This is a genomic window from Paenibacillus sp. FSL R5-0475, from assembly GCF_038004585.1.
Lineage (GTDB): Bacteria > Bacillota > Bacilli > Paenibacillales > Paenibacillaceae > Paenibacillus_AQ.
Map to the genome: position 1 here is coordinate 5797943 of NZ_JBBORK010000001.1, position 20396 is coordinate 5818338.

The 20396-nt window shown below is 46.6% G+C and carries 11 protein-coding genes; 6 read left to right on the plus strand and 5 right to left on the minus strand.

Going from position 1 to position 20396, the window contains the following annotated elements; genetic code table 11:
- Window positions 1-152: 152 nt before the first annotated feature.
- Window positions 153-3950 (plus strand): S-layer homology domain-containing protein, encoded by a 3798-nt coding sequence (locus tag MKX41_RS26030; protein WP_340973754.1) that lies wholly within the window; start codon window positions 153-155, stop codon window positions 3948-3950.
- A 112-nt stretch (window positions 3951-4062) separates the two neighbouring features.
- Here the strand turns inward: MKX41_RS26030 and hflX are convergent, their stop codons facing one another.
- Window positions 4063-5328, minus strand: a complete 1266-nt coding sequence (hflX, locus tag MKX41_RS26035) for a GTPase HflX (protein ID WP_340973755.1) — start codon at window positions 5326-5328, stop codon at window positions 4063-4065.
- 590 nt (window positions 5329-5918) lie between these two features.
- Between hflX and MKX41_RS26040 the strand changes: the two genes are divergently transcribed.
- Window positions 5919-6722, plus strand: coding sequence for a hypothetical protein (locus MKX41_RS26040; protein ID WP_340973757.1), 804 nt, complete (start codon window positions 5919-5921; stop codon window positions 6720-6722).
- A 102-nt stretch (window positions 6723-6824) separates the two neighbouring features.
- Here the strand turns inward: MKX41_RS26040 and MKX41_RS26045 are convergent, their stop codons facing one another.
- Together MKX41_RS26045 and MKX41_RS26050 are read right to left on the minus strand one after the other, a co-directional pair.
- Complete coding sequence (locus tag MKX41_RS26045) at window positions 6825-9845, minus strand: DEAD/DEAH box helicase (protein ID WP_340973759.1); 3021 nt, start codon at window positions 9843-9845, stop codon at window positions 6825-6827.
- A complete protein-coding gene (locus MKX41_RS26050) occupies window positions 9842-11485 on the minus strand; it encodes an SWIM zinc finger family protein (RefSeq protein WP_340973760.1) in 1644 nt (547 codons plus the stop codon). Before MKX41_RS26050 ends, MKX41_RS26045 begins: the two co-directional genes overlap by 4 nt.
- 342 nt (window positions 11486-11827) lie before the next feature.
- Here MKX41_RS26050 and MKX41_RS26055 point away from each other — a divergent pair, with 342 nt between their 5' ends.
- Window positions 11828-12295, plus strand: a complete 468-nt coding sequence (locus MKX41_RS26055; RefSeq protein ID WP_076299931.1) for an Hsp20/alpha crystallin family protein — start codon at window positions 11828-11830, stop codon at window positions 12293-12295.
- Window positions 12296-12470: 175 nt separating this feature from the next.
- Window positions 12471-13469, plus strand: a complete 999-nt coding sequence (locus tag MKX41_RS26060; RefSeq protein WP_340973762.1) for a J domain-containing protein — start codon at window positions 12471-12473, stop codon at window positions 13467-13469.
- Between the two features lie 59 nt (window positions 13470-13528).
- On the opposite strand, the gene MKX41_RS26065 is transcribed toward MKX41_RS26060, so the two are convergent.
- Entirely contained in the window at window positions 13529-13960 is a 432-nt protein-coding gene (locus MKX41_RS26065; RefSeq protein ID WP_340973763.1) for a hypothetical protein, read from the minus strand.
- 109 nt (window positions 13961-14069) lie between these two features.
- Here MKX41_RS26065 and clpB point away from each other — a divergent pair, with 109 nt between their 5' ends.
- A complete protein-coding gene (gene clpB, locus MKX41_RS26070) occupies window positions 14070-16712 on the plus strand; it encodes an ATP-dependent chaperone ClpB (protein ID WP_340973764.1) in 2643 nt (880 codons plus the stop codon).
- A 91-nt stretch (window positions 16713-16803) separates the two neighbouring features.
- Here the strand turns inward: clpB and MKX41_RS26075 are convergent, their stop codons facing one another.
- Window positions 16804-18444, minus strand: a complete 1641-nt coding sequence (locus tag MKX41_RS26075) for a glycosyltransferase family 2 protein (protein WP_340973766.1) — start codon at window positions 18442-18444, stop codon at window positions 16804-16806.
- Window positions 18445-18772: 328 nt separating this feature from the next.
- On the opposite strand from MKX41_RS26075, the gene MKX41_RS26080 reads away from it, so the two are divergent.
- On the plus strand, window positions 18773-20389 hold the full coding sequence (locus tag MKX41_RS26080; protein WP_076299927.1) for an ABC transporter substrate-binding protein: 1617 nt from the start codon (window positions 18773-18775) through the stop codon (window positions 20387-20389).
- The last annotated feature ends 7 nt before the right edge of the window (window positions 20390-20396 follow it).

Sequence of the window (20396 nt, forward strand, 5' to 3'; positions counted from 1 at the left end):
TTGAGCAGCTGTATTGCACCTCTTTGTGACTCTTGCATATTACGTCATGCATACAATTTAAATCTTTAATAATAGCAAAGGTTTAATTTTACATTGAACTGTTATAGTACTCATTGATCAATGCTTTACTAACAGGGGGGAAGGATAAGCGCATGAATACATTACGTAAGACAATAGTGATTGCATCAGCGATAACGTTGCTAGGAGGAGGGTTTAATACAGGCTTTAGTCAAAATAATTATGTCTACGCAGCAGATGATACTACGCCATCCATCCTGGTCGAAGATTTTGAAGATGGAATCAATGATGTGAAATTTAATCCTAAACGTATGTATAATGCTACGCTGCATTTGGAAGATAACAAGAAGCTTGTAAGAAATGGGCAATATTCGGCTAGAATTGATTACGATATGATCGGCATAGTAGATAACCCCTCTCAAATTGAAGTCGGGTATAAAACGGGGAATATCCCAGTTACAGGTTACCCTACTAAAGTAGGCATGTGGGTTTATGCAAACAATGAAGGACATTTGCTGACGACAAAATTTAGAGATATAGGTGGATCTTCTTTCCAGGCAGAATTTTATGATGTAAATCAAGTGGGTATCAACTGGTCCGGCTGGAAATATATCGAGGCAGATATTCCGCAGGGTAAACCGGGTCCGATTGTTCTTGAATTGTTTTTCCAATTGAAACAATCGAATATGATCAAGAAAAACAAGGGCTCTATTTGGGTAGATGATATTACCTTTATCTATGATGAAGTTGATGAGGATAAGGACATTCCTGCCATTAAACCTAAAGCCCCTGTTGAAAATGAAGTCTTAAACACTCCACTTGATGAATTGAAGGTTGAGCTGACCGATAACGGATCAGGTCTGGATTTGGGTACCTTATCTGTTCAGTTAGATGGAACGGATATCACGGATGAAGTGCACTATTCTCCAGATACAAATGTATTAACTTACCCAGGAGAATATGTAGATGGCGGTTATCATGAGCTTGTGATTGAAGTGAAGGACAAGAATGGTAACCCGGCAGCCAAAAAACTCACCTTCACAATAAATGCAGGAGAGCGTTTGTTCATGACTGCAGACGAAGAAGCAATAAGTAATGAAATCTATCCTGTTCATATTAATATTAAAGATTACTTGAAAGCAGAGCAGGCAAAATTCAGCTTAAATTATGATGCAAGCACCCTTCAAGTTGAAAGCATTACTCAGGCGGCTGGAGTCTCCCTAACCTCAGATATTGATAATGAGCACGGCATGGTTCAAGTAGCACTTGATAACGTAATAGCAGCAGCTCAAAATGTCGTTACTGTTAACTTCAGAGTGAGCTCTCATGCCGTCTTAGAGCGTGGCGAAGCGTATAAAACCATAACAATGAGTAATGCGAGTCTTACTGCTGGCGGCGTTCAGACGAGTACACCATTAGCTGCGCCTATTCATTATACAATCGGTTTCCCCTATCAGCTGAAAATGACGGGAGTTGGTTTGGGTACACCTTCTACCTTTACAGTGTTAGACCATGGAGGCAAGCCGTTTGAAGGTGCGGATATTGTTTTCACTGGATTATTAAAGCAAAGCTCAGTCGCTACAGTTAACACTGTTACGTCTAGTGTATATGAGGATGATGATACATCTTCTAATGTAATCATGGTTGCAAATGATGGTGAACGTTACTATGCTTCAACAGCAGCTAAGAATGGGTTTTACGAGGTTATTCTCGCAGACGGACAAACAACAGGTTATATCTCTGAAGCTGATGTTAGTAGTCAGTTATTGAGCGGCAGCCTTGGTAAAACAGATGCTAAAGGACAGTTAATAACAGACCTCACTACATTGGCACTTGGAACCTATCAGGTACAAGCAGTCATCGGTGATCAGAACAGTAAGGTTGTCAATTATGAAGTTGTAGAGCAGTATGGTATGAATGAACCGCAATATATTCAAACCTATGTCGCAGAGGATATGTCTTCACAACTGAGTGCTGCCTGGCAAACAAAACCAGATCAAACCTCTACGTATATTCAATACATCGAAACTGGTGAATGGGGAGCAGGTGCAAGCCCAGACAACAATAAAGTAAAGCAACAGCAAGCTGAGAGTGAGCTGCAGGTGCTTAGTATGAAGGAAAATGGAACGAAGGGTGAAATCCGGTTTCATAATGTTCTGGTTAAGGGCTTGAAAGCAGATACCACTTACAAATATCGTGTAGGCTATGAAGACCAATGGTCGGAGTGGCATGAATATTCTACTGTCGATCAGGATAAATCAACACCGACCTCATTCTTGTTTATTACGGATTCCCATACGAATCAACTACCAGGATTACAAATCTATCAAGAGCTAATGACTAACGCTTTGACACAATATCCATCAACACAGTTTATTATGCATGGTGGAGATATGGTTGATGTGGGCGGCGCATTCGAAGAATGGCAAAAGTTCTGGCTAGCATCTTCTGTTTATGCAACAAAACTCCCGACTGCACTAACACTGGGCAACCATGATGTGAAGAGTGAAGGGAAGGATGTGTTCACCAAAGGTGCGAATTTCCCGGAAAACGGACCAGAATCCCAACTGCAATATGCTTACTCCTATGAAGTCGATGATACTCATTTTGTCGTATTGAACTCAGAAGGCACAGAGGAACAGATGGTTGATCAAGCAGCATGGTTAAAGGACGATTTGGATCAGAATGATAAAAAATGGACTGTCGTTATGTTCCACCGTCCAGCTTATCATACAGAGAATGGCCGAGAATCCCTTGTTGAGTACACCCAAACCTATTTTGCACCCATATTAGAAAAGAAAAAAGTCGATTTGGTTCTGGTTGGTCATGATCATGTATATGCGCGCACCTATCCAATGATGGATGGAAAGCCAAATAAAGCTACCAATGAGGGTACTGTATACCTTGATGGTGGTGCTTCAGGCTGGAAATTCTATGATGGCACCCAATATAATTATTTGAATTATATTTTTGATGAAGACGTTCCTGTATACTCCGCTATTAAAATTACTGAGGATGCGATTCATGTGGAGGCACGTACAAGTGCGGGTGCATTAATCGATGAGTTTTCTGTTAAGAAAACAACGGAAACTGAGACACCAACACCAACACCAACACCAACACCAACACCAACACCAACACCAACGCCAACACCGACACCAACACCAACATCAACGCCACCAACACCGAATTCAACACCAACGCCAACACCGACACCAACACCAACATCAACGCCACCAACACCGAATTCAACATCAACGCCACCAACATCTACACTAAAGCCAACAGCAATGCTAACACCACCAACATCAACACCGAAGCCAACAGCGTCGAAGCCGGTATTCAACGACAAGGTAAATGTAGATGCAGTTAAAGCTATCGTGGAAAAAGAGAAGTCTGCTCCCGCTATAAACTTTACGGATGTTCCGGCATCTTCGTGGAGTGCCTCTGTAGTGGAGCGTGCAGCTAAGATGGGGATTGTAACGGGTTATAGTGATGGTTCTTACCATCCGAATCAAAAGGTAACTCGCGCCGAGTTCGCCACAATGTTAGCAAAAGCTTTTGGTCTACCGAATTCAAGCGGTTCATCTTTCTCTGACACGCAAGGGCATTGGGCTTCAGAATCGATTGCAGCATTACAAGCTAAAGGGGTAATTACGGGTTATAGTGATGGTTCTTTCCATCCGAATCAAGAAATTTCCCGCGCTGAGATCGTTGCAATGCTTGCTCGGCTGACAAACTATGTTCCTAACGCATCCAATCTATTTTTGGATGTAGCTACGAACTGGGCTTCAGAACAAATCAATGCTTTTGCAACTGCTGGCATAGTAACTGGTAAAGGCAACGAATTGTTCAAACCAAATGATGCTGCATCCCGTGCGGAGTCGGTTGTGATGATCATTCGTTTGTTGGATAAATTACTTGCACACTAAGTGAAATGTTTCGGGTAGTTAACCGGATTCAGCTCCACCAATAAGAAAAAGAAGGGGCTGTCCCTGAGTCATTTATGACTTATGGGACAGCCCCTTTGCTGTGTCTAATAGCCTAAAGCTCAACAAAGTCGTTGCGGAATTTCTCGAAATCAGATTTTCTACATTCTAGCGCAAGCCGTGTGCCTGTTTCTTCATAGCTAGTGGATTGAACATGGGCATGCTCGTTGAAATAGGAGACCACATTGCCGCGATCAAATGGAATCAGAATTTCACACTGTACATAATCCGTAAACACATGGCTGCGAATCAGATCTGTAAGTTCAGCTATCCCGCTATTTTGTTTGGCAGAGAGATAGACATTGTCACCCTCAAGGTGAGGGTAAGGCAAGTCAGTTAGGTCAGCCTTGTTGTAGGCATAAACCGTTGGAATTTGGTCCGCGCCGAGCGCTTTCAAAGTCTCTTCAGTGACGGCTATATGCTGCTCATGCTGCGGATCGGAAATATCGACTACGTGAATCAATAAGTCAGCTTCGGTCACCTCTTCGAGCGTGGAGCGGAAGGCTTTGACCAGATGATGGGGAAGCTGGCTGACGAATCCAACGGTATCTGTTAATAAAAAGGTTTTGTGATCCGGTAGCTCAATGCTCCGAACGGATGTCTCCAGCGTAGCGAATAACATATCCTTGGCGAACACTTGCTTATTAGAGCCGGGATGATACGTCTCCACGATCACATTCATTAAGCTGGACTTGCCGGTATTCGTATAGCCGACGAGACAGACGACCGGAACCTCATTCTTATGCCGCTGCTTCCGCTGAATTTGGCGCCTTGCTACTTGCTGTTGAAGCTCAACTTGTAACGCTGAAATACGTTCTTCAATTCTTCTGCGATCCAGCTCCAGCTTTGTTTCACCAGCGCCTCTGTTCTTCAGCCCAGCACCACCGCCTTGTCTTCCGAGGGATTCTCGGAGACCTGTCAGGCGGGGCAGCATATACTGCAGCTTGGCTACTTCTACTTGCAGTTGTGCTTCTTTGGTCTTCGCTCTTTCTGCGAAAATATTCAAGATCAGAATCGTTCGATCAATGACCTGACGGCCTAGAGAAGACTCCAAATTGCGAATCTGTGAAGGAGACAGCTCATCATTAAAAATAACAATAGGAGCATCATGCGCTTCTAAGAGCGCAGATAATTCTTGAATTTTGCCTGTGCCGATATAGTGGGAAGGGTTAATCCGGCTTGCCTTCTGACTAAGTTCTCCGACAACTTCTAGGTCACAGGCAGCTGCCAGATTAGTGAGTTCTTCCATCGAATAATCGAAGTTTGTTTCGTTTTGTAGCTGAACACCGACTATAATAGCTTTTTCTCGTAGTTGTTCCATATATTTATTCATCCTCCAATAGTAAATAGTAAACGCAAAAAAACACAGGATATCTGCCTGTGCTTACGGTTCGTTAGAGGACGTCAGAACAAATGTGTAAGGAGAAATCTCCATTACGACATTAGGGTCTTCCATAGATATATCGAATTAAACAACGGCTGGGGCGTAGGGAAATGATAACCTAATCCCTTACGAGCAGCAGTTGGTTTAAATTATAAGAAAGTATAAGTTTCACGATATACTTTATCCTTATAATTCTCACATAAACGCTACCGTCCTTATAAGGACGCCGAAGGCGTTTTAGTTTGTTGGCTTCTATGGAGTTAAATGGGTAGACCTATCCTGAGTCCTCTGCACATGGGCAGAGCTTTAGCGCTATTCAATTAGCCGCGCAAAGTTCTAACTCGGATAAAGTCTATCACACGTAACCCTCCGTTCATAAAAAGTTAAGTCGAGTTTACCACATCCTTTATTTGGTGGCAAATCTGTATTTTATGCTCGGTGGAGCACATCTCTATTTTAATATCAATCCAAGAATTCTAAAAAATGATTGCATACCATATATATATAATTTGATATGAATAGGAGGTGTGAAGACATTGCCTGTCCTCTCTACAAACACCATCATTAATTTACCTGTCGACGGTACTCGTCCAATAGATCAAGTTGTGATCAAAGTGGTTAACAATGGATTAGCTGGCGCGGCTTGTTATTTAACGGGTTTAGCCAATAGTGCAAGTCCTCAGACAGTCTTTATTGAAGAATTATTTGAGCTGCAATATCAGGAAACGTCAAGCAAGACCTACACGATTGTAGAGGATTTATTCCAATTTAATTTTGTGTATTCACAGGAACAATTGAAGATTCAGGTTTTTCTTGTGGATGTGAACGGTGTCTGGACGGCTGTTAATCTGGAAGTGTTTCCAGTAAGCCGTATAACCTCGGAAATCCGTGATAACGTATCGGTTACATCGACTGACTTCGCGGCAATTAGCTTTATGAGGAGTTCTGCCTTTACTATTCCACAAGGTCTTGCGGCTGAGATTAGACCGGCGGCTTTAGATATTCTATCCAAAAGACCTGTGCGATATATGGTCGTCGCAGGTGGTACTTTGGATGGGACATTCGAAAATTTCCCAACGCCAACTACGGATATTCCTGTCACGGACACGGCACTGCTGGTGAATTACACCTGCACTACGGTCACGGGTGGAAAGGTGATTATGCAAGGTACAGGATCGGGAATCTCCGGTGCTTATGCGAATTTGGCTGTTAATTTGCTTAACGAGCGACTCTCTTACGAGCTTTTGAATGAGCCGGTTACTTTGGTGGTTAACTCACTTTCAGGTGATGATGATCTCGCAGTCACCTTTAAGATGTCCGAGCAATGGTGAGCGTTCTTTAATCCAGTACTGAAGATAAACTCTAGTGATTGAAAAAAGGGACATCCGCGTTGATGCGAATGTTCCTTTTGATGGTCGTTGCAAGCGTTAAGATTAGTCTGTTAAGCCTCTCCGTAATGTAAATAGGTCTTTCAAAGCCTCAGTAGACAGCTCGGTAATCCAGCCTTCGGAGCTGGAGATGACATTATCGCTTAGCTGCTGCTTACTCTCCAGCATCTCATCAATCTTTTCTTCGAGCGTCCCGAGAGCGATGAACTTATGCACCTGTACATCACGCGTCTGGCCCATCCGATAGGCGCGGTCCGTCGCCTGATTCTCAACGGCCGGATTCCACCAGCGATCGAAGTGGAATACGTGATTGGCTGCGGTTAAGTTCAGACCGACACCTCCGGCTTTGAGAGAAAGGATGAATACATTCGGCTGATCAGACGGTGGTGCATCTGGACGTCTGGACCCTTCGTCCACGGAAGGTGTAGGCATCTGGAATCGCTCAATCATTCGGTCGCGCGCCTGTTTGGAGGTGCTTCCGTTCAAATAAAGGACAGGCTCCCCAAGCTCCTGCTGTAGAACAGCCTGAAGCATTTTTCCCATCCCGACATATTGCGTAAAGATGAGACAGCGCTCATCCTCTGCACGCAGTTCCTTAACCATATCCAGCAGTCTTTCAAGTTTAGAGGAGCGGTTAATGAGTAGACTGGTATCCAGTTTGTTGTCCGAATCCGTTTCAGGGAGGGCCTCCTTAGTTACAAGCATCGGGTGATCACATAGCTGCTTAAGTCCGGTCAAAGCCCCAAGAATGGCGCCCTTACGCTCAATACCTTCCAACTTCTGCATACGGTCGAGCAGTCCGTTTACGGTCTGGTCATAGAGCGCAGCTTGTTCAGCTGTCAGATGGACATAGGTCTTCATCTCGTTTTTATCTGGAAGATCGAGCTGAATGTTAGGATCCTTTTTCTTACGGCGTAGCATGAACGGCTTCACGAGATTCTGTAGGTCCGCTGTACGTTTCTCGTCACGTTCCTTCTCAATGGCATTACTGAATCGGTCGTTAAAGGCTTTGGCACTACCCAGATAACCTGGGGTTATAAAATCATAAATGGACCACAGCTCGGATAATCTGTTCTCTATAGGTGTTCCTGTCAGCGCAATCCGGTGTAAAGCGGGGAAGCTGCGCACAGCTACCGACTGCTTCGTTTGAGCATTCTTGATGTTCTGTGCTTCGTCCAGACAAATCGCCGCCCAAGTGAATTCCTTCAGCAACTCCTGATCAAGCGCTGCAGTCGCATAAGAGGTGAGTACCACGTCAGCTTGCGACGCAGCGCCATAGAAGAATCCTGCGTCCAAACGGCGACTTCCGTAGTGAAGCATCACATTCAAAGAAGGCGCGAAGCGCTGCAATTCCTTCTGCCAGTTGCCCAGCACGGAGGTAGGGCAGATGATCAGAGCAGGCCAACCCGGAGGGTCGGTCTGGCGACGGGATGAGCTAGGATCGGTATTTTCTTTGATATGAAGTAAATATGCGATGAGTTGGACGGTCTTGCCAAGCCCCATATCATCGGCTAGACAAGCCCCCAAACCGAATTGACGCAGGAAAGTCAGCCAAGCATATCCTTCATGCTGATAGGTGCGTAGCTCTGCCTGGAGTCCTGCGGGCACTGGAGGCTTCGGCCATTGTGAGCGCTGGCCGAGCTGACCAATGAGACTGATCAAATGCTCGTTTAGCTCTACCTCGAGCCGCAGGCGCGCAGCATCCTCTTGAAGCTGCTCTTCTGTAGCCTCAGCCTCAGCTTCCTCACTCGCTTGTAGCAAATGAAGCTGAAGCACATCTTGGAAAGACAAGCCTTGCGACTTGTCCATACCAGCCATGGCTCTTTGGATTTGCGCCAGCAGCGCGGGATCGAGCGAGACCCATTTGCCTTTGAAGCGGACGAGTCGTTCTCCTCTTGCGACCAGCTCGGCAAATTCAGCTTCGGTGAGGTCGACGTCGCCGATGGAGATTCGCCAATCGAAATCGATGATCGAATCGAGGCCGAAGAGCGACTCGCCGCCGCTGCGTTTGTCCTCGCCGGAGCTGATCTTGGCGCGCAGGCGCGGTTTTTTCCGGCTGGCGGCTTCCCACCACGCCGGCAGCAGCACTTGCCAGCCTGCTTCCAGCAGCCGCTGGCTCTCGGCGGTTAAGAACCGCCAAGCGATGGCATCGCTGAGCGGTTCGGCCAGCACGTCGCCGCCCACCGCGAAGCGCTCGGGCGGCAGACTGCCGCGGAGGCGCTCCAGCCATCCCGCGGCCCGTTCGTGCACGTGGGCCGACCATGCTGTTGGCCACAAGCCGTGCGGCTCGCCATCATCGGCGAGCCTGATGGGAACAAGCGCGGATTCATCGCGCTTGTCCTGAAGGATCAGCTGCAGCCGCCAAGGGGATTCATCCCCTTCCGGCTCCAGCAGCTGAAGTGCAGGCCGGAAAGGCGCGGTATCCGCCTTCCAGCCAATGGCGATAAGCCATGCAGCGGTATCCATGCCCGCTGCAAGGGCCCCGCTTCTATCGAATAGAAGCGGGAATTCGCTCCGGAGGTCGCCTGCCTCGGCCTCCGTGCTGTAATACCTCTGCGATACGGCGGCGGAGAACGCCGCGCATAGCCCACGGCTAAATTCGCTGCCGCCATTTAGCGCCTCAAGAGCCCCTTTGGCAGTGTCATTCTCCACTGCCACCTGCGCCAAAGCGCCCTCATCCCAGGTCCATTGCAACCTCCCGGCGCGATAAGCGGAGATATCTGGAATATACTGTTTGTTCTCCAGACATATAGTCAGAAGTGGCGCCAGTTCAGTCAGGTGAGCCGCATCGCCCTCCCAGTTCCATTCGATATGCGCCAGCAGCTTCTGCTCTGTAAAGAAAGGGATGACCTGCTCTGCAGGTAGAATCACTAGCTCTACACCTTCGCCAGCTGATTGAACCGTTAACTCCGTTCCATAAAAAGACGCCTCATGCCAGGCGAATAACCGCTGTTTAAGCTGCAAACCGGGCAAGAGATCTTCTCTTTCATTCATTCCGTATATTAAAGCGTCGCCATACTGGCTTAATGCAAGCCGGATGGTCAGCGTGCGCAAATGCATGTTCATGGTATTAGCTTTCCTTTCCGAAGCTCCTCTTGCAGCGCACGGAGTCTGCTGTGCTTTGTGGTGAAGGCAATGAGGAACTCTTCCCACCGTTCTTCTTGTTTCATTTTTTTATACAACTTGGATAATCGCTTCAATAGTTTCACAGCCGCCTTGTAGCTATGTCTATTCTTATCCAGCACAAATCTTTCGACGGCCTGATGGTAGAAGGGGAGCAGAACTTCGGGTGCGTTTTTCTCCATAGGCTGGAGGTCTGTAACACGAAATTCGGAAGGCTGCTTACCGATGGACAGTTGATAATCCATCCATGTCTGCCATTTTTCATAGGTAATTAACTTCTCTTCGTATACTTCTCCAGAGATAGGTAACATGGTGGCTAATGTATTCCACATCTGCGGCTCAGCTTCAGGAAGGTGGCGAACGGCCTCTTCCCATCTGTTCGAATAGTTATTCAGATTGTAGAGTCTGCTGCTCAGCAGTGGACCGATCTGAACAAGCCAACCTACCAAGCGTGACCATTCACCTGCATCCAGAAGCGGGGAGGTGAAGCTCATAAGCTCATCAGGATGGAGACCTGGGCGCTCGGCAGCCTTATTCAGTAATTCCCAAGCCTTTGGGTCATCTTTCAGATAAAAATACATGCGGCTCTGGGCTAACAGCCACGCATGGCGTGACAGGGAAGCGCCTAATTCACTTTCTGCCTGCTGAAGCTGTTTGATTTCATCCAGATAAAGCTTAGTTCCACCGGTATTCGGATAAATCCAGTTTCTCCACAGCAGGTCATAGCACAGTGAAAAAGAGGGCTGATCCCGCAAGCGATCGCGCGACTCCGTCAACATCTCACGCCGCAAGTAGGAGAGGGTCTCGACGATATGCGGCCACAGATCGTATTCCTGCTCTTGCTCGGGAGACAGCGGGAGTGTGCTTTTTAACAGACGTGTGATTGCTTCCTGTAGCTCAGAGACCGCTACTTGCGTGTAATAGCCGAGTGATGAGGTGAAGGCGACCTGACCGGGTAGATTGGCGGAAGGCTTAGCCAGCTTTTCTAGAAGAAAAAGATGGGCATGCAGGGTAAATAACTTGTCCATTTCCGGTGATAACTTCGGCTTAAATTTAGTAATGGAAGACAATGCCCGATCCACATATTCAGGATTCCGAGTGGTATGTGCCAGAGGCGTGATGCAGAACGCAAAATACTCGCGCCACTCCGTGATGCCTCCGTCAGCGATCCGGCTGGCATGTTCTTTTAGCTGCTGCTGGTGCTTTCCATCGGTTCCGACAGGTGAACTACTAGATGTTTTTGGGAGAAAAGATGCGGCTTTGGCGTTAGCTAGAACTTGTACAGACCTATTCTGTTGTTCAGCAAAACTGAGCAGCACGGCGGCCATATGCTTGCAATGTCCTGAAACTGGGCAGTTGCAATGGCACCGCGTGAAGCTGTCCAAATCAATAGTAACGCGGTAATCCTCTCTACCTTCAACAAGGGCATTGATCTTAGATGGCTCCGTCATAGTGAACGAACGAATACGGCTTTGCTTATAATATTGGAACCCTCGTTTGAGGGTGAGGTCATCGAAATAATAGGCGACATTCTGGATGAGCTTACTCCACTGCGTATCATCCATAGTATAGGTTGGTTGCATACAATTGGTCTCCCGTAAGAAAAATGGTCGTTATTTGACCTTCATTATATCATTTCTTTTTGAGTAGGATGTTTTGGCGTTGTAATGAAAGCAAAAATGCTGGCTTGTATGGAACGTGGGGCCTAAACATATACTAATCGTGCTGAAAATTGAAGTATAGATCAAACAAAGGTCAAAAAAGGTCAAAACATTAAAAACATTAAAATTTGTAGCATTAAATCAGCTGATTTGCCTGAATTTGACCGAAAATTGGCTTAAATCGGTTTTGTCATTCCTCTGATAGGGGACTATAATAAGGTCATAGGTCAAATAAAGTCAAAGTCAATGAGAGGAGAATGGATAATGTTTGATTTGGTTCCTTTTGGTAAACGTAGAGATGATGCTTTTGGTATGCTGGCTAAGTCTTTAAATGATGTTTTTAATGATGATTTTTTTGCACCGATCAAGAGCTCGACGATGTCCTTCAGAACGGATATTCGCGAGAGTGAGCAGGCTTACCTGATTGAAGCTGAACTTCCTGGCTTTAAAAAAGAAGAAATCGACATTGATTATGCCAGCCCTTACTTGACGATTAAAGCGGTGCGGAAGGAAGAGAATGCGGAGGAGAACAAGGATCATCAAATTGTACGTAGAGAACGTCGATATGGTGAATATGTTCGCAGATTCTATGTTCAGGATATTGCAGTGGAAGAGATTCGCGCGTCTTTGAAAGACGGATTACTGAAGCTGGAAGTTCCAAAACAGCAAAAACCACAAGGGAAACGCATTGAGATTCAAGACGGAGATTCTAGCGCTTCGCAGTCTGAATAAGTATAATTTAGGCGGTAATAGTTTCCGCTTAGCATCTTAGAAATAGGCAGCGAGCTTTTAATATAGTGTTATGAATAAAAGGCGCATTGTAGTGGAGGATTCCGGCTATGGTGCGTCTTTTCTCGGAATCGTACGATGGGTTGTATTTAATAAAGCGTTGAAAGGAGGAATCCGAGTGGCTAAAAAAAGCTATTATGATGCTTTGGGCGTGAGCAAAACAGCAACTAAACAGGAAATTAAAAAGGCTTATCAAAAGCTGGCCAAGAAGTGGCATCCCGATGTGAACAAAGCCTCTGAGGCAGAGGCGAAATTCAAAGAAGCGGCTGAAGCCTATGAAGTGCTGGGCAATGAGGAGAAACGCAAGCTTTACGATGAGGAGCTGCTTTATGGGGCTCAGCGTGGTAGAGCTGGTGGAGGTGCGTCGAGCGGAGCCTCTTCGTGGGATTCAAACTATGGTGGAAGCTGGAGCGGCGGAACTTATTCTGCAGGAGGTTCTGGCATTTCGGAGGAAGATTTGTTCGGAATGTTTTTTGGGAATCGGGGATCGGCGGATCGCGCTGGCTTTGATTTCTTTTCTAGTAGTGGTAGTGGGCGTTCGAACGGCAATCCATGGGGTGAGGCGCGTAGTTCGACGCAGGCGCAGCTGGATATTACGTTGGAGCAGGCTTATAAGGGAGCAACTGTAAGAGTGCAGATCGGTGATAAAACTGTGGACGTTCAAGTTCCCCCGGGTTCTAGTGAAGGTATGATTTTAAAAATCGCAGGAACCACTATAGCTCCAGGTGGCGATATACTGCTGGCACTTCATATTCTTCCTCATGATATATACGAGCTTCGTGCTGGCGATTTATACGGTGTAGTCGAAGTTGCTCCATGGCAAGCGGTATTGGGTGGTGAGGTGAAGGTTCCATTACCGGGTGGCGGTGCCGTGAAATTGAAGATTCCTGCAGGAATTCAAAGTGGTAAAACGCTGCGCATCCCAGGCAAAGGTTTGAAGCGTGAGAATGGTGCGAACGGTGATATTTTATTTGGTATTGAGATTGTTGTCCCTGAGCCAACCAGCGAAGCGGAGAAGAATTTGTACCGTAAACTGGCTGAATCCAGCCATTTCGAGGCTAGAGCTAAACGTCAAAGCGCTAGTGCGCAGCGCCCGAAGGCAAAAGTGGGTAATTAAATAGGTAGGTAGAGGTAACTTTGTATGAATAGAGTGCTAGTAGTAGAAAAGTAACTTAATTAGAAACTAACTATAGTAGAGACCTGTGAGAAGTGTCGGGAAAAGGAAGGGTAAAAGTGTTCTAAAGGTGCCGATTTCGGCTCGATGAGCGAAAAGAGGGGTAAAAGTACCCCAGACTGCGCCAATTTCGGCTCGATGAGCGAAAAGAGGGGTAAAAATGCCCCAGAATGAGTCGTATTGGGCTCGATGAGTGAAAAGAGGGGTAAAAATACCCCAGAATGGGCCGAATTTGGCTGATCACTCGAAATGTACGGTATTAATCCCGCAGATAGCGCCAAATGCGGCTCATCCGTCCAAATGAACGGTATTAATCCCGTAGATAGCGCCAAATGCGGCTCATCCGTCCAAATGAACGGTATTAATCCCGCAGATAGCGCCAAATGCGGCTCATCCGTCCAAATGAACGGTATTAATCCCGCAGATATCACCAAATGTGGCTCATCCGCCCCAATTCAGCGGTATTAATCCCGCTAAATTAATCTATCCCGGCCAAAACGGCCGATCCTATATATCAGTCTTAAATAGAAAGGTGAGAGAGCTATGGATTTCAATAAACTTACTCAAAAGCTGCAGGAAGCAGTGGCTGCGGCGCAGTCGCTGGCTTCAGAAAGCGGACATCAGGAGATCGATAATCTCCATCTTTTAAAAGCGTTACTCCAGCAGCAAGAAGGCTTGCTGCCAAGATTGCTGCAAAAGATGAACGTCCCCGTAGCTGAGCTGCTGCGCAGCACGGATGAACTGCTTGGGCGCAAGCCGAGCATAAGCGGATCAGGAGCAAGCACAGTACGGCGTTATGCCTCGCAATCGCTGATCCATCTGCTGGAACAGGCGGAGAAAGAAGCGGCGAAGATGCAAGACGAGTTTGTTTCGGTGGAGCATGCCGTGCTGGCCATGGTGTCGGATTCGAGCAGGGATAACCGTGAGCTGCGTGATCTTTTTGTCAGTCGTGGATTAACACGCGAGAAGCTGATGTCTATACTTGCTGAGATTCGTGGACATCAGCGTGTAACGAGTCGGGAGCCGGAGGCTACTTATGAGGTGCTGGAGAAATACGGACGTGATCTTGTAGCAGAGGTTCGCGCGGGTAAGATCGATCCAGTCATCGGACGTGACGCTGAGATACGTCGTGTGATCCGAATTCTGTCCCGTAAAACGAAGAATAACCCTGTGCTGATCGGTGAGCCAGGTGTAGGTAAAACAGCGATTGTGGAAGGCTTGGCTCACCGGATTGTACGCAAAGACGTGCCGGAGGGGCTGAAGGACAAGACGATTTTCTCGCTGGATATGAGTTCCCTTGTAGCAGGCGCGAAGTTCCGAGGTGAATTCGAGGAACGCTTGCAGGCGGTACTTAGGGAAGTTCGTGAAAGTAACGGCCGTATTATTCTTTTTATTGATGAGCTGCACACGATTGTAGGCGCAGGTAAAACCGAAGGCTCGATGGATGCGGGCAATATGCTGAAGCCGATGCTGGCTCGCGGCGAACTGCACTGTATTGGTGCCACAACGCTCGATGAATATCGCAAGTATATTGAGAAGGACCCTGCGCTGGAGCGTCGTTTCCAACAGGTGCTAGTCAGCGAACCGGATGTAGAGGACACGATCTCCATTCTACGCGGTCTGAAGGAACGGTTCGAAGTCCATCATGGAGTCAAAATCCATGACAGCGCCCTCGTCGCTGCAGGTGTTCTGTCTAACCGCTACATTACGGATCGTTTTTTGCCGGATAAAGCGATCGACTTAGTAGATGAAGCTTGTGCCATGATCCGTACAGAGATTGATTCCATGCCGGGTGAGATGGATGAAGTGACCCGTCGTTTGATGCAGATGGAGATTGAAGAAGCGGCGCTCAAAAAAGAAACCGATGACGCCAGCAAACGCCGTCTGGAAATCTTACAACGTGAACTCGCCGATCTCAAGGAGAAGCAGCTTGGGATGACGGCGCGTTGGGAGAAGGAAAAGTCAGCGATTCAAGGCATCCGCGACCTCAAAAAACGGCTGGAGCAAGCCCGTAAGGATTTGGTCGATGCACAGGAGGAATACGATCTTAATAAATCAGCCGAATTGAGCTACGGCATCATTCCTGATCTGGAGCGGCAATTGAAAGCAGCGGAAGAAGCGGCACAGCAGGATCAGGATACAAGATTATTGCGCGAAGCTGTAACCGAGGAGGAGATCGCAGATATTGTATCGCGCTGGACGGGTGTGCCGGTTAGCCGACTGGTTGAAGGCGAACGGGATAAGCTGCTGCGTCTGGAAGAAACGCTGCATGAACGAGTTGTGGGCCAAGATGAAGCTGTCAGCTTGGTGGCCGATGCCGTGCTTCGGGCAAGAGCCGGGATCAAAGATCCAAATCGGCCGATCGGTTCCTTCCTGTTCCTCGGTCCGACTGGGGTAGGGAAGACAGAGTTGGCTAAATCACTCGCGGTTTCTCTCTTTGATCGCGAAGATGGCATGATCCGTATCGATATGTCGGAGTATATGGAGAAACACAGTGTTTCTCGCCTAGTCGGTGCACCTCCGGGATACGTTGGATATGAGGAGGGCGGCCAACTTACAGAAGCTGTACGGCGTCAGCCTTATACAGTAGTGCTGCTCGATGAAGTGGAGAAGGCCCATCCCGATGTATTTAATATTCTACTGCAGTTGCTTGATGATGGACGGCTGACCGATTCGCAGGGCCGGATGGTCGACTTCAAGAACACGATCATTATTATGACCTCAAATATCGGTTCACCACATCTGATTCAAGGCACCGATGAGAAGGGTCAGCTTACGGAGGCTGCCAAGGATAGCGTAATGAAGGAACTAACTGGTCATTTCCGTCCAGAGTTCCTGAACCGGGTTGACGATATTGTGATGTTCAAGCCGTTGACCCTGGGCGAGATCGAGAAAATCGTGGACAAACTGGTGGACGGATTACGTTTACGTCTTGCTGACCGGGAGATTGGTCTTGAGTTAACTGAACCCGCGGTACGTTTTATCGCTAAGGAAGGTTTTGATCCAGTGTATGGGGCGAGACCGCTGAAACGCTTCATCCAGCGAAGTCTGGAGACCCGTGTGGCACGTGCGATCATTGCTGGTGAAGCCGCAGAAGGTACGGTGATTCAAGTAGACGAATCCGGCGGCGGCCTGACGGTGAGCATTATGAAACCAGATCTCGATGAACCACAGCGTACTGAATAAGAAGAAGTTAGCAAAACGGATCGTACTATGTAAAAATAAAGGCGTCCACAAAGCCATTAAGGTTTTGTGGACGTCCTTTTTATGATTACCCTCATTCCACCCAAGGTATTAAATGAGGGTGTTCATCCAGAATGGACAGGTATTGCTCCTTCCAGCCGTATTGGCCATCGGGATCAAGGAGCATGTAACGCAGATATTTTTCTAAGCGGAATTCTGCCTTCGACCAGCCTAGATGCTTGAGTCGCAAGTTGCTTAGCTGGTGGGGAAGCTCGAAGACATTCTCCGGGAATCGCCCACAGTGCTGTGGAGATTCATTCCATACATAGTTGAAGTCTTCTTTATAACGAAGCAAAAAAGGACGGTAATTCAAATGAGAGCGCCAGTAAATATCTTCTCTGTAATGGGTGGCGTTCCATAAATCATAGAGACGGAAACAGAATAAATCGACCTCTTCAGCGTACAGCAGGGGTTCGATATTTGCCGCGAAGCTCGCTTCAAAGATTTCGTCTGCGTCCAGACTCAGAATCCACTCGGGCTTCGTCTTCAGAACCTCTTCCCATTGCTGCTTTCGCAGCTCAATTTCATTACTGAATTTGGATATGGTATTGTGCACGAGATGAACGGGAATGCCTTCAAGCACCTCCAGGCAGATAGCTGCTGAATTATCGGTGCTGCCATCATCGATAATGACAGCCTCGTCGATGTATCTGCGATGCTCTTCCAGAACCTGCCGCAGAAAGCGTCCACTTTCATTTTTCACAACCATGGTGAGGGTTAGCTTGGGCCGTTTTCTGGCTGGGGGGACTGTCTCCTTTGAGCTTTCGTTGTCTGGGTTGTCTCTGGTGGGTGTCGGCATTACTGATGCAGGTACTTCGTCCGTAGATGAACTGTTCTCAGTATCAGTGGCTTCATCTTTGGTCTCCGTAGTTTCTTTGATGAAATCCTCAACTTTACTCAAATCACTGTCTCTATACAAGTGTAGCGCCGGATAATGGGTATCGACGAACAAGGGGATGCCAAGGGCTGCGGCACGAATGCAGAAATGACGGTCTTCTCCCCAGTATGAAATGTTGCGAATTTGATTATAGCTAACTCCGGTTTTTATCGCATGCTGACTAATCAGTGTACAAGCCCCGAGTCCGCCCACCTCATAGATTCCGGGAATCCGCATCTTTGCTATAAATTCATGAAATCTGCGATTAATCTCCTCTGGTTGCAGTTTTTCACCGGGCAGTAGCTCCCACTGATTGTATTCGTCGTGCATCCATACCTGCGGCTGAAACATAGTCTCTGGCTGCCACTGTGTCCAGAACACCTCTGAAATAATATCCTTGTTCGTACCTATTAGATGTCTGAGGGTATCAGGATGGAGGATGAGATCAGAGTCTATAAGGAATAAATAATCATAGTTCAAGGTTTGGGCGCGGTTGATCATGAGGTTCTTAAAATTGGCTACTTTCCAGACTAAGTTGGTATTCCAAAAGTGGGTAGTATCATTGCGAATATACGCATCGTGAAAGCCGGAGCTCTGAAGATAAATATGATCACCCATGCTTTGGAATTCCTGGAGCAGCCGACTTGATTCCTCATCATCATTATCATCAACTAGATGGAAATCCAGCTCAATATCGGCAATATTCAGACGAAGCAGGGAATTCAGAAATTCTTTTAAAACCATAGGCTTCTGGTGGATTGGACTGCCAATCAATACGCGAATCTTGTTTTCCGTCATTGCCGCCTCCTTGGGGAACGCCCCTCTTTCCTTGGATGATCCTTATGTTCTCAATATATTTACAGGAGAGCGGCAATAATCCTTATTTTTCAAAGTTCTGTAAAGTAAATGAGTATTAGATGTATTAATTCGTAACGATCTGCTGTACAATAACCGAATAATTAGATGACAATATGAACAGCAAAGGATGAGCGCTATGGATAAACCATCAATCGATTCCCTCAATATTACATTAATGTGAAATGCTATCCATTGTAATTCCTAGTATTCCGATATACAATATAAAAAACACAAGCAACGCAGAACATAGAATACGGGGGAGAAACTTATGCGTAAAGGATTATCTGGAGTTATTACTTTGATTTTGTTAACATTTTTGATTAGTGCGTGCTCCGGAGGGAACACCGCCACTTCTACAAATACAAATCAGACACCTGCTACTAATGATGGAACGACAGCAAGCACTGAGATAAAAGATGGAGGCAACTTGATTATTGGAGTCGCTGCTGACCCTGTTATTCTAAATCCGAACTACGCGGGTGACCGTGTCAGTCTTACGATTGACCAAGCGCTCTATGCTCCACTGTTCCAAGTAAATGATGGTAAGAAGACCTTCTACTTGGCAGACAGCCTGACCCTTTCAGAAGATAACCTGACTTATACGTTGAAGCTGAAAAGCGGACTGACATGGCATGACGGAGAAAAGCTTACTGCTGACGATGTCGTGTTCACGATTGATAGCATCCTCGATGAGAAGCAAAACAGCATGTTGAGAGCGAACTTATTCATCGGTGATAAACCCGTTAAGGCCGTTAAGGTGGATGATCTGACCGTAGAGTTCAAGCTTCCGCAGGTCAGCCCAGCTTTTGAAGCTACACTAGTGCAAGTATTTCCGATTCCAAAGCATATTTTTGAAAATGAGACGGATCTAGAGAAAAGCACCAAGAATGCTAATCCTGTTGGATCTGGACCATTTAAATTTAAAGAATATAAAGCGGGCGAATATGTTACATTAGAAAGATTTGATAACTACTTTGGCGGCAAGCCACATCTTGATTCTGTTACGTACCGGATTGCTAAAGATACGAATGCTGCGAACCTCGCACTTCAGAGTGGTGAGATCAACATTAAATATCTAGATCCACAGGATGTTGGAACGATTGAAGCTTCGAACAATTTCGAAATTCTTCCTTATAGTGAAGGCCGATTGTCGTACCTGTTGTTCAACGCGAACAGCGATAGAGGTGCTCTTGCTAAAAAAGAAGTTCGTCAAGCCTTGTCTCTAGCACTAAGCCGTGATGAAATCATTCAGGCTGCTTATTCCTCTAGCGAGTATGCTGACCCGGCGAAGTCATTCTTGACTCCGGATGCATTGTTCTATACTAATGACGTACCTTCTTTCGATAATGATGTGGAAAAAGCGAAAGAGCTTCTGCAATCGGCAGGGGTTAGCGATCTGAAATTGAGATTGATTGTATCGAGCGGTAATAAAGCTCAGGAAGCTATTTCACTATACGTGCAGCAAAAGCTAAAGGCCATTGGCGCTGAAGTTGAACTGCAAAATATGGATGCCTCGGCATATGGCCAGAAGTTCAGTGATATGAATTCAACAGATTTTGAACTTGCGATTGCAGGTTATATTATGGGTTACGATCCTGATGCTTACAGAATTTTGTATACTTCTACTGCTGACTCTAACTACTCGCATTATAATAATGCTGAAGTCGATAAGTTGTTCAATGAAGGTGCAGGAGAAGCAGATGTGACTAAACGTGGTGAGATCTATAAGAAGATCCAAGAGATCATTGCTGACGATGCACCGATTTATCCAATTGCTAATACTAAGACTATTGTAGCTGTCTCCAAGAACTACGGCGGTCTGGAAGAAGCAGTCTTGAAGCCTGTCGTTATTTTTGAAGATTTATCGAAAATCTACCTTAAATAAAAACGGG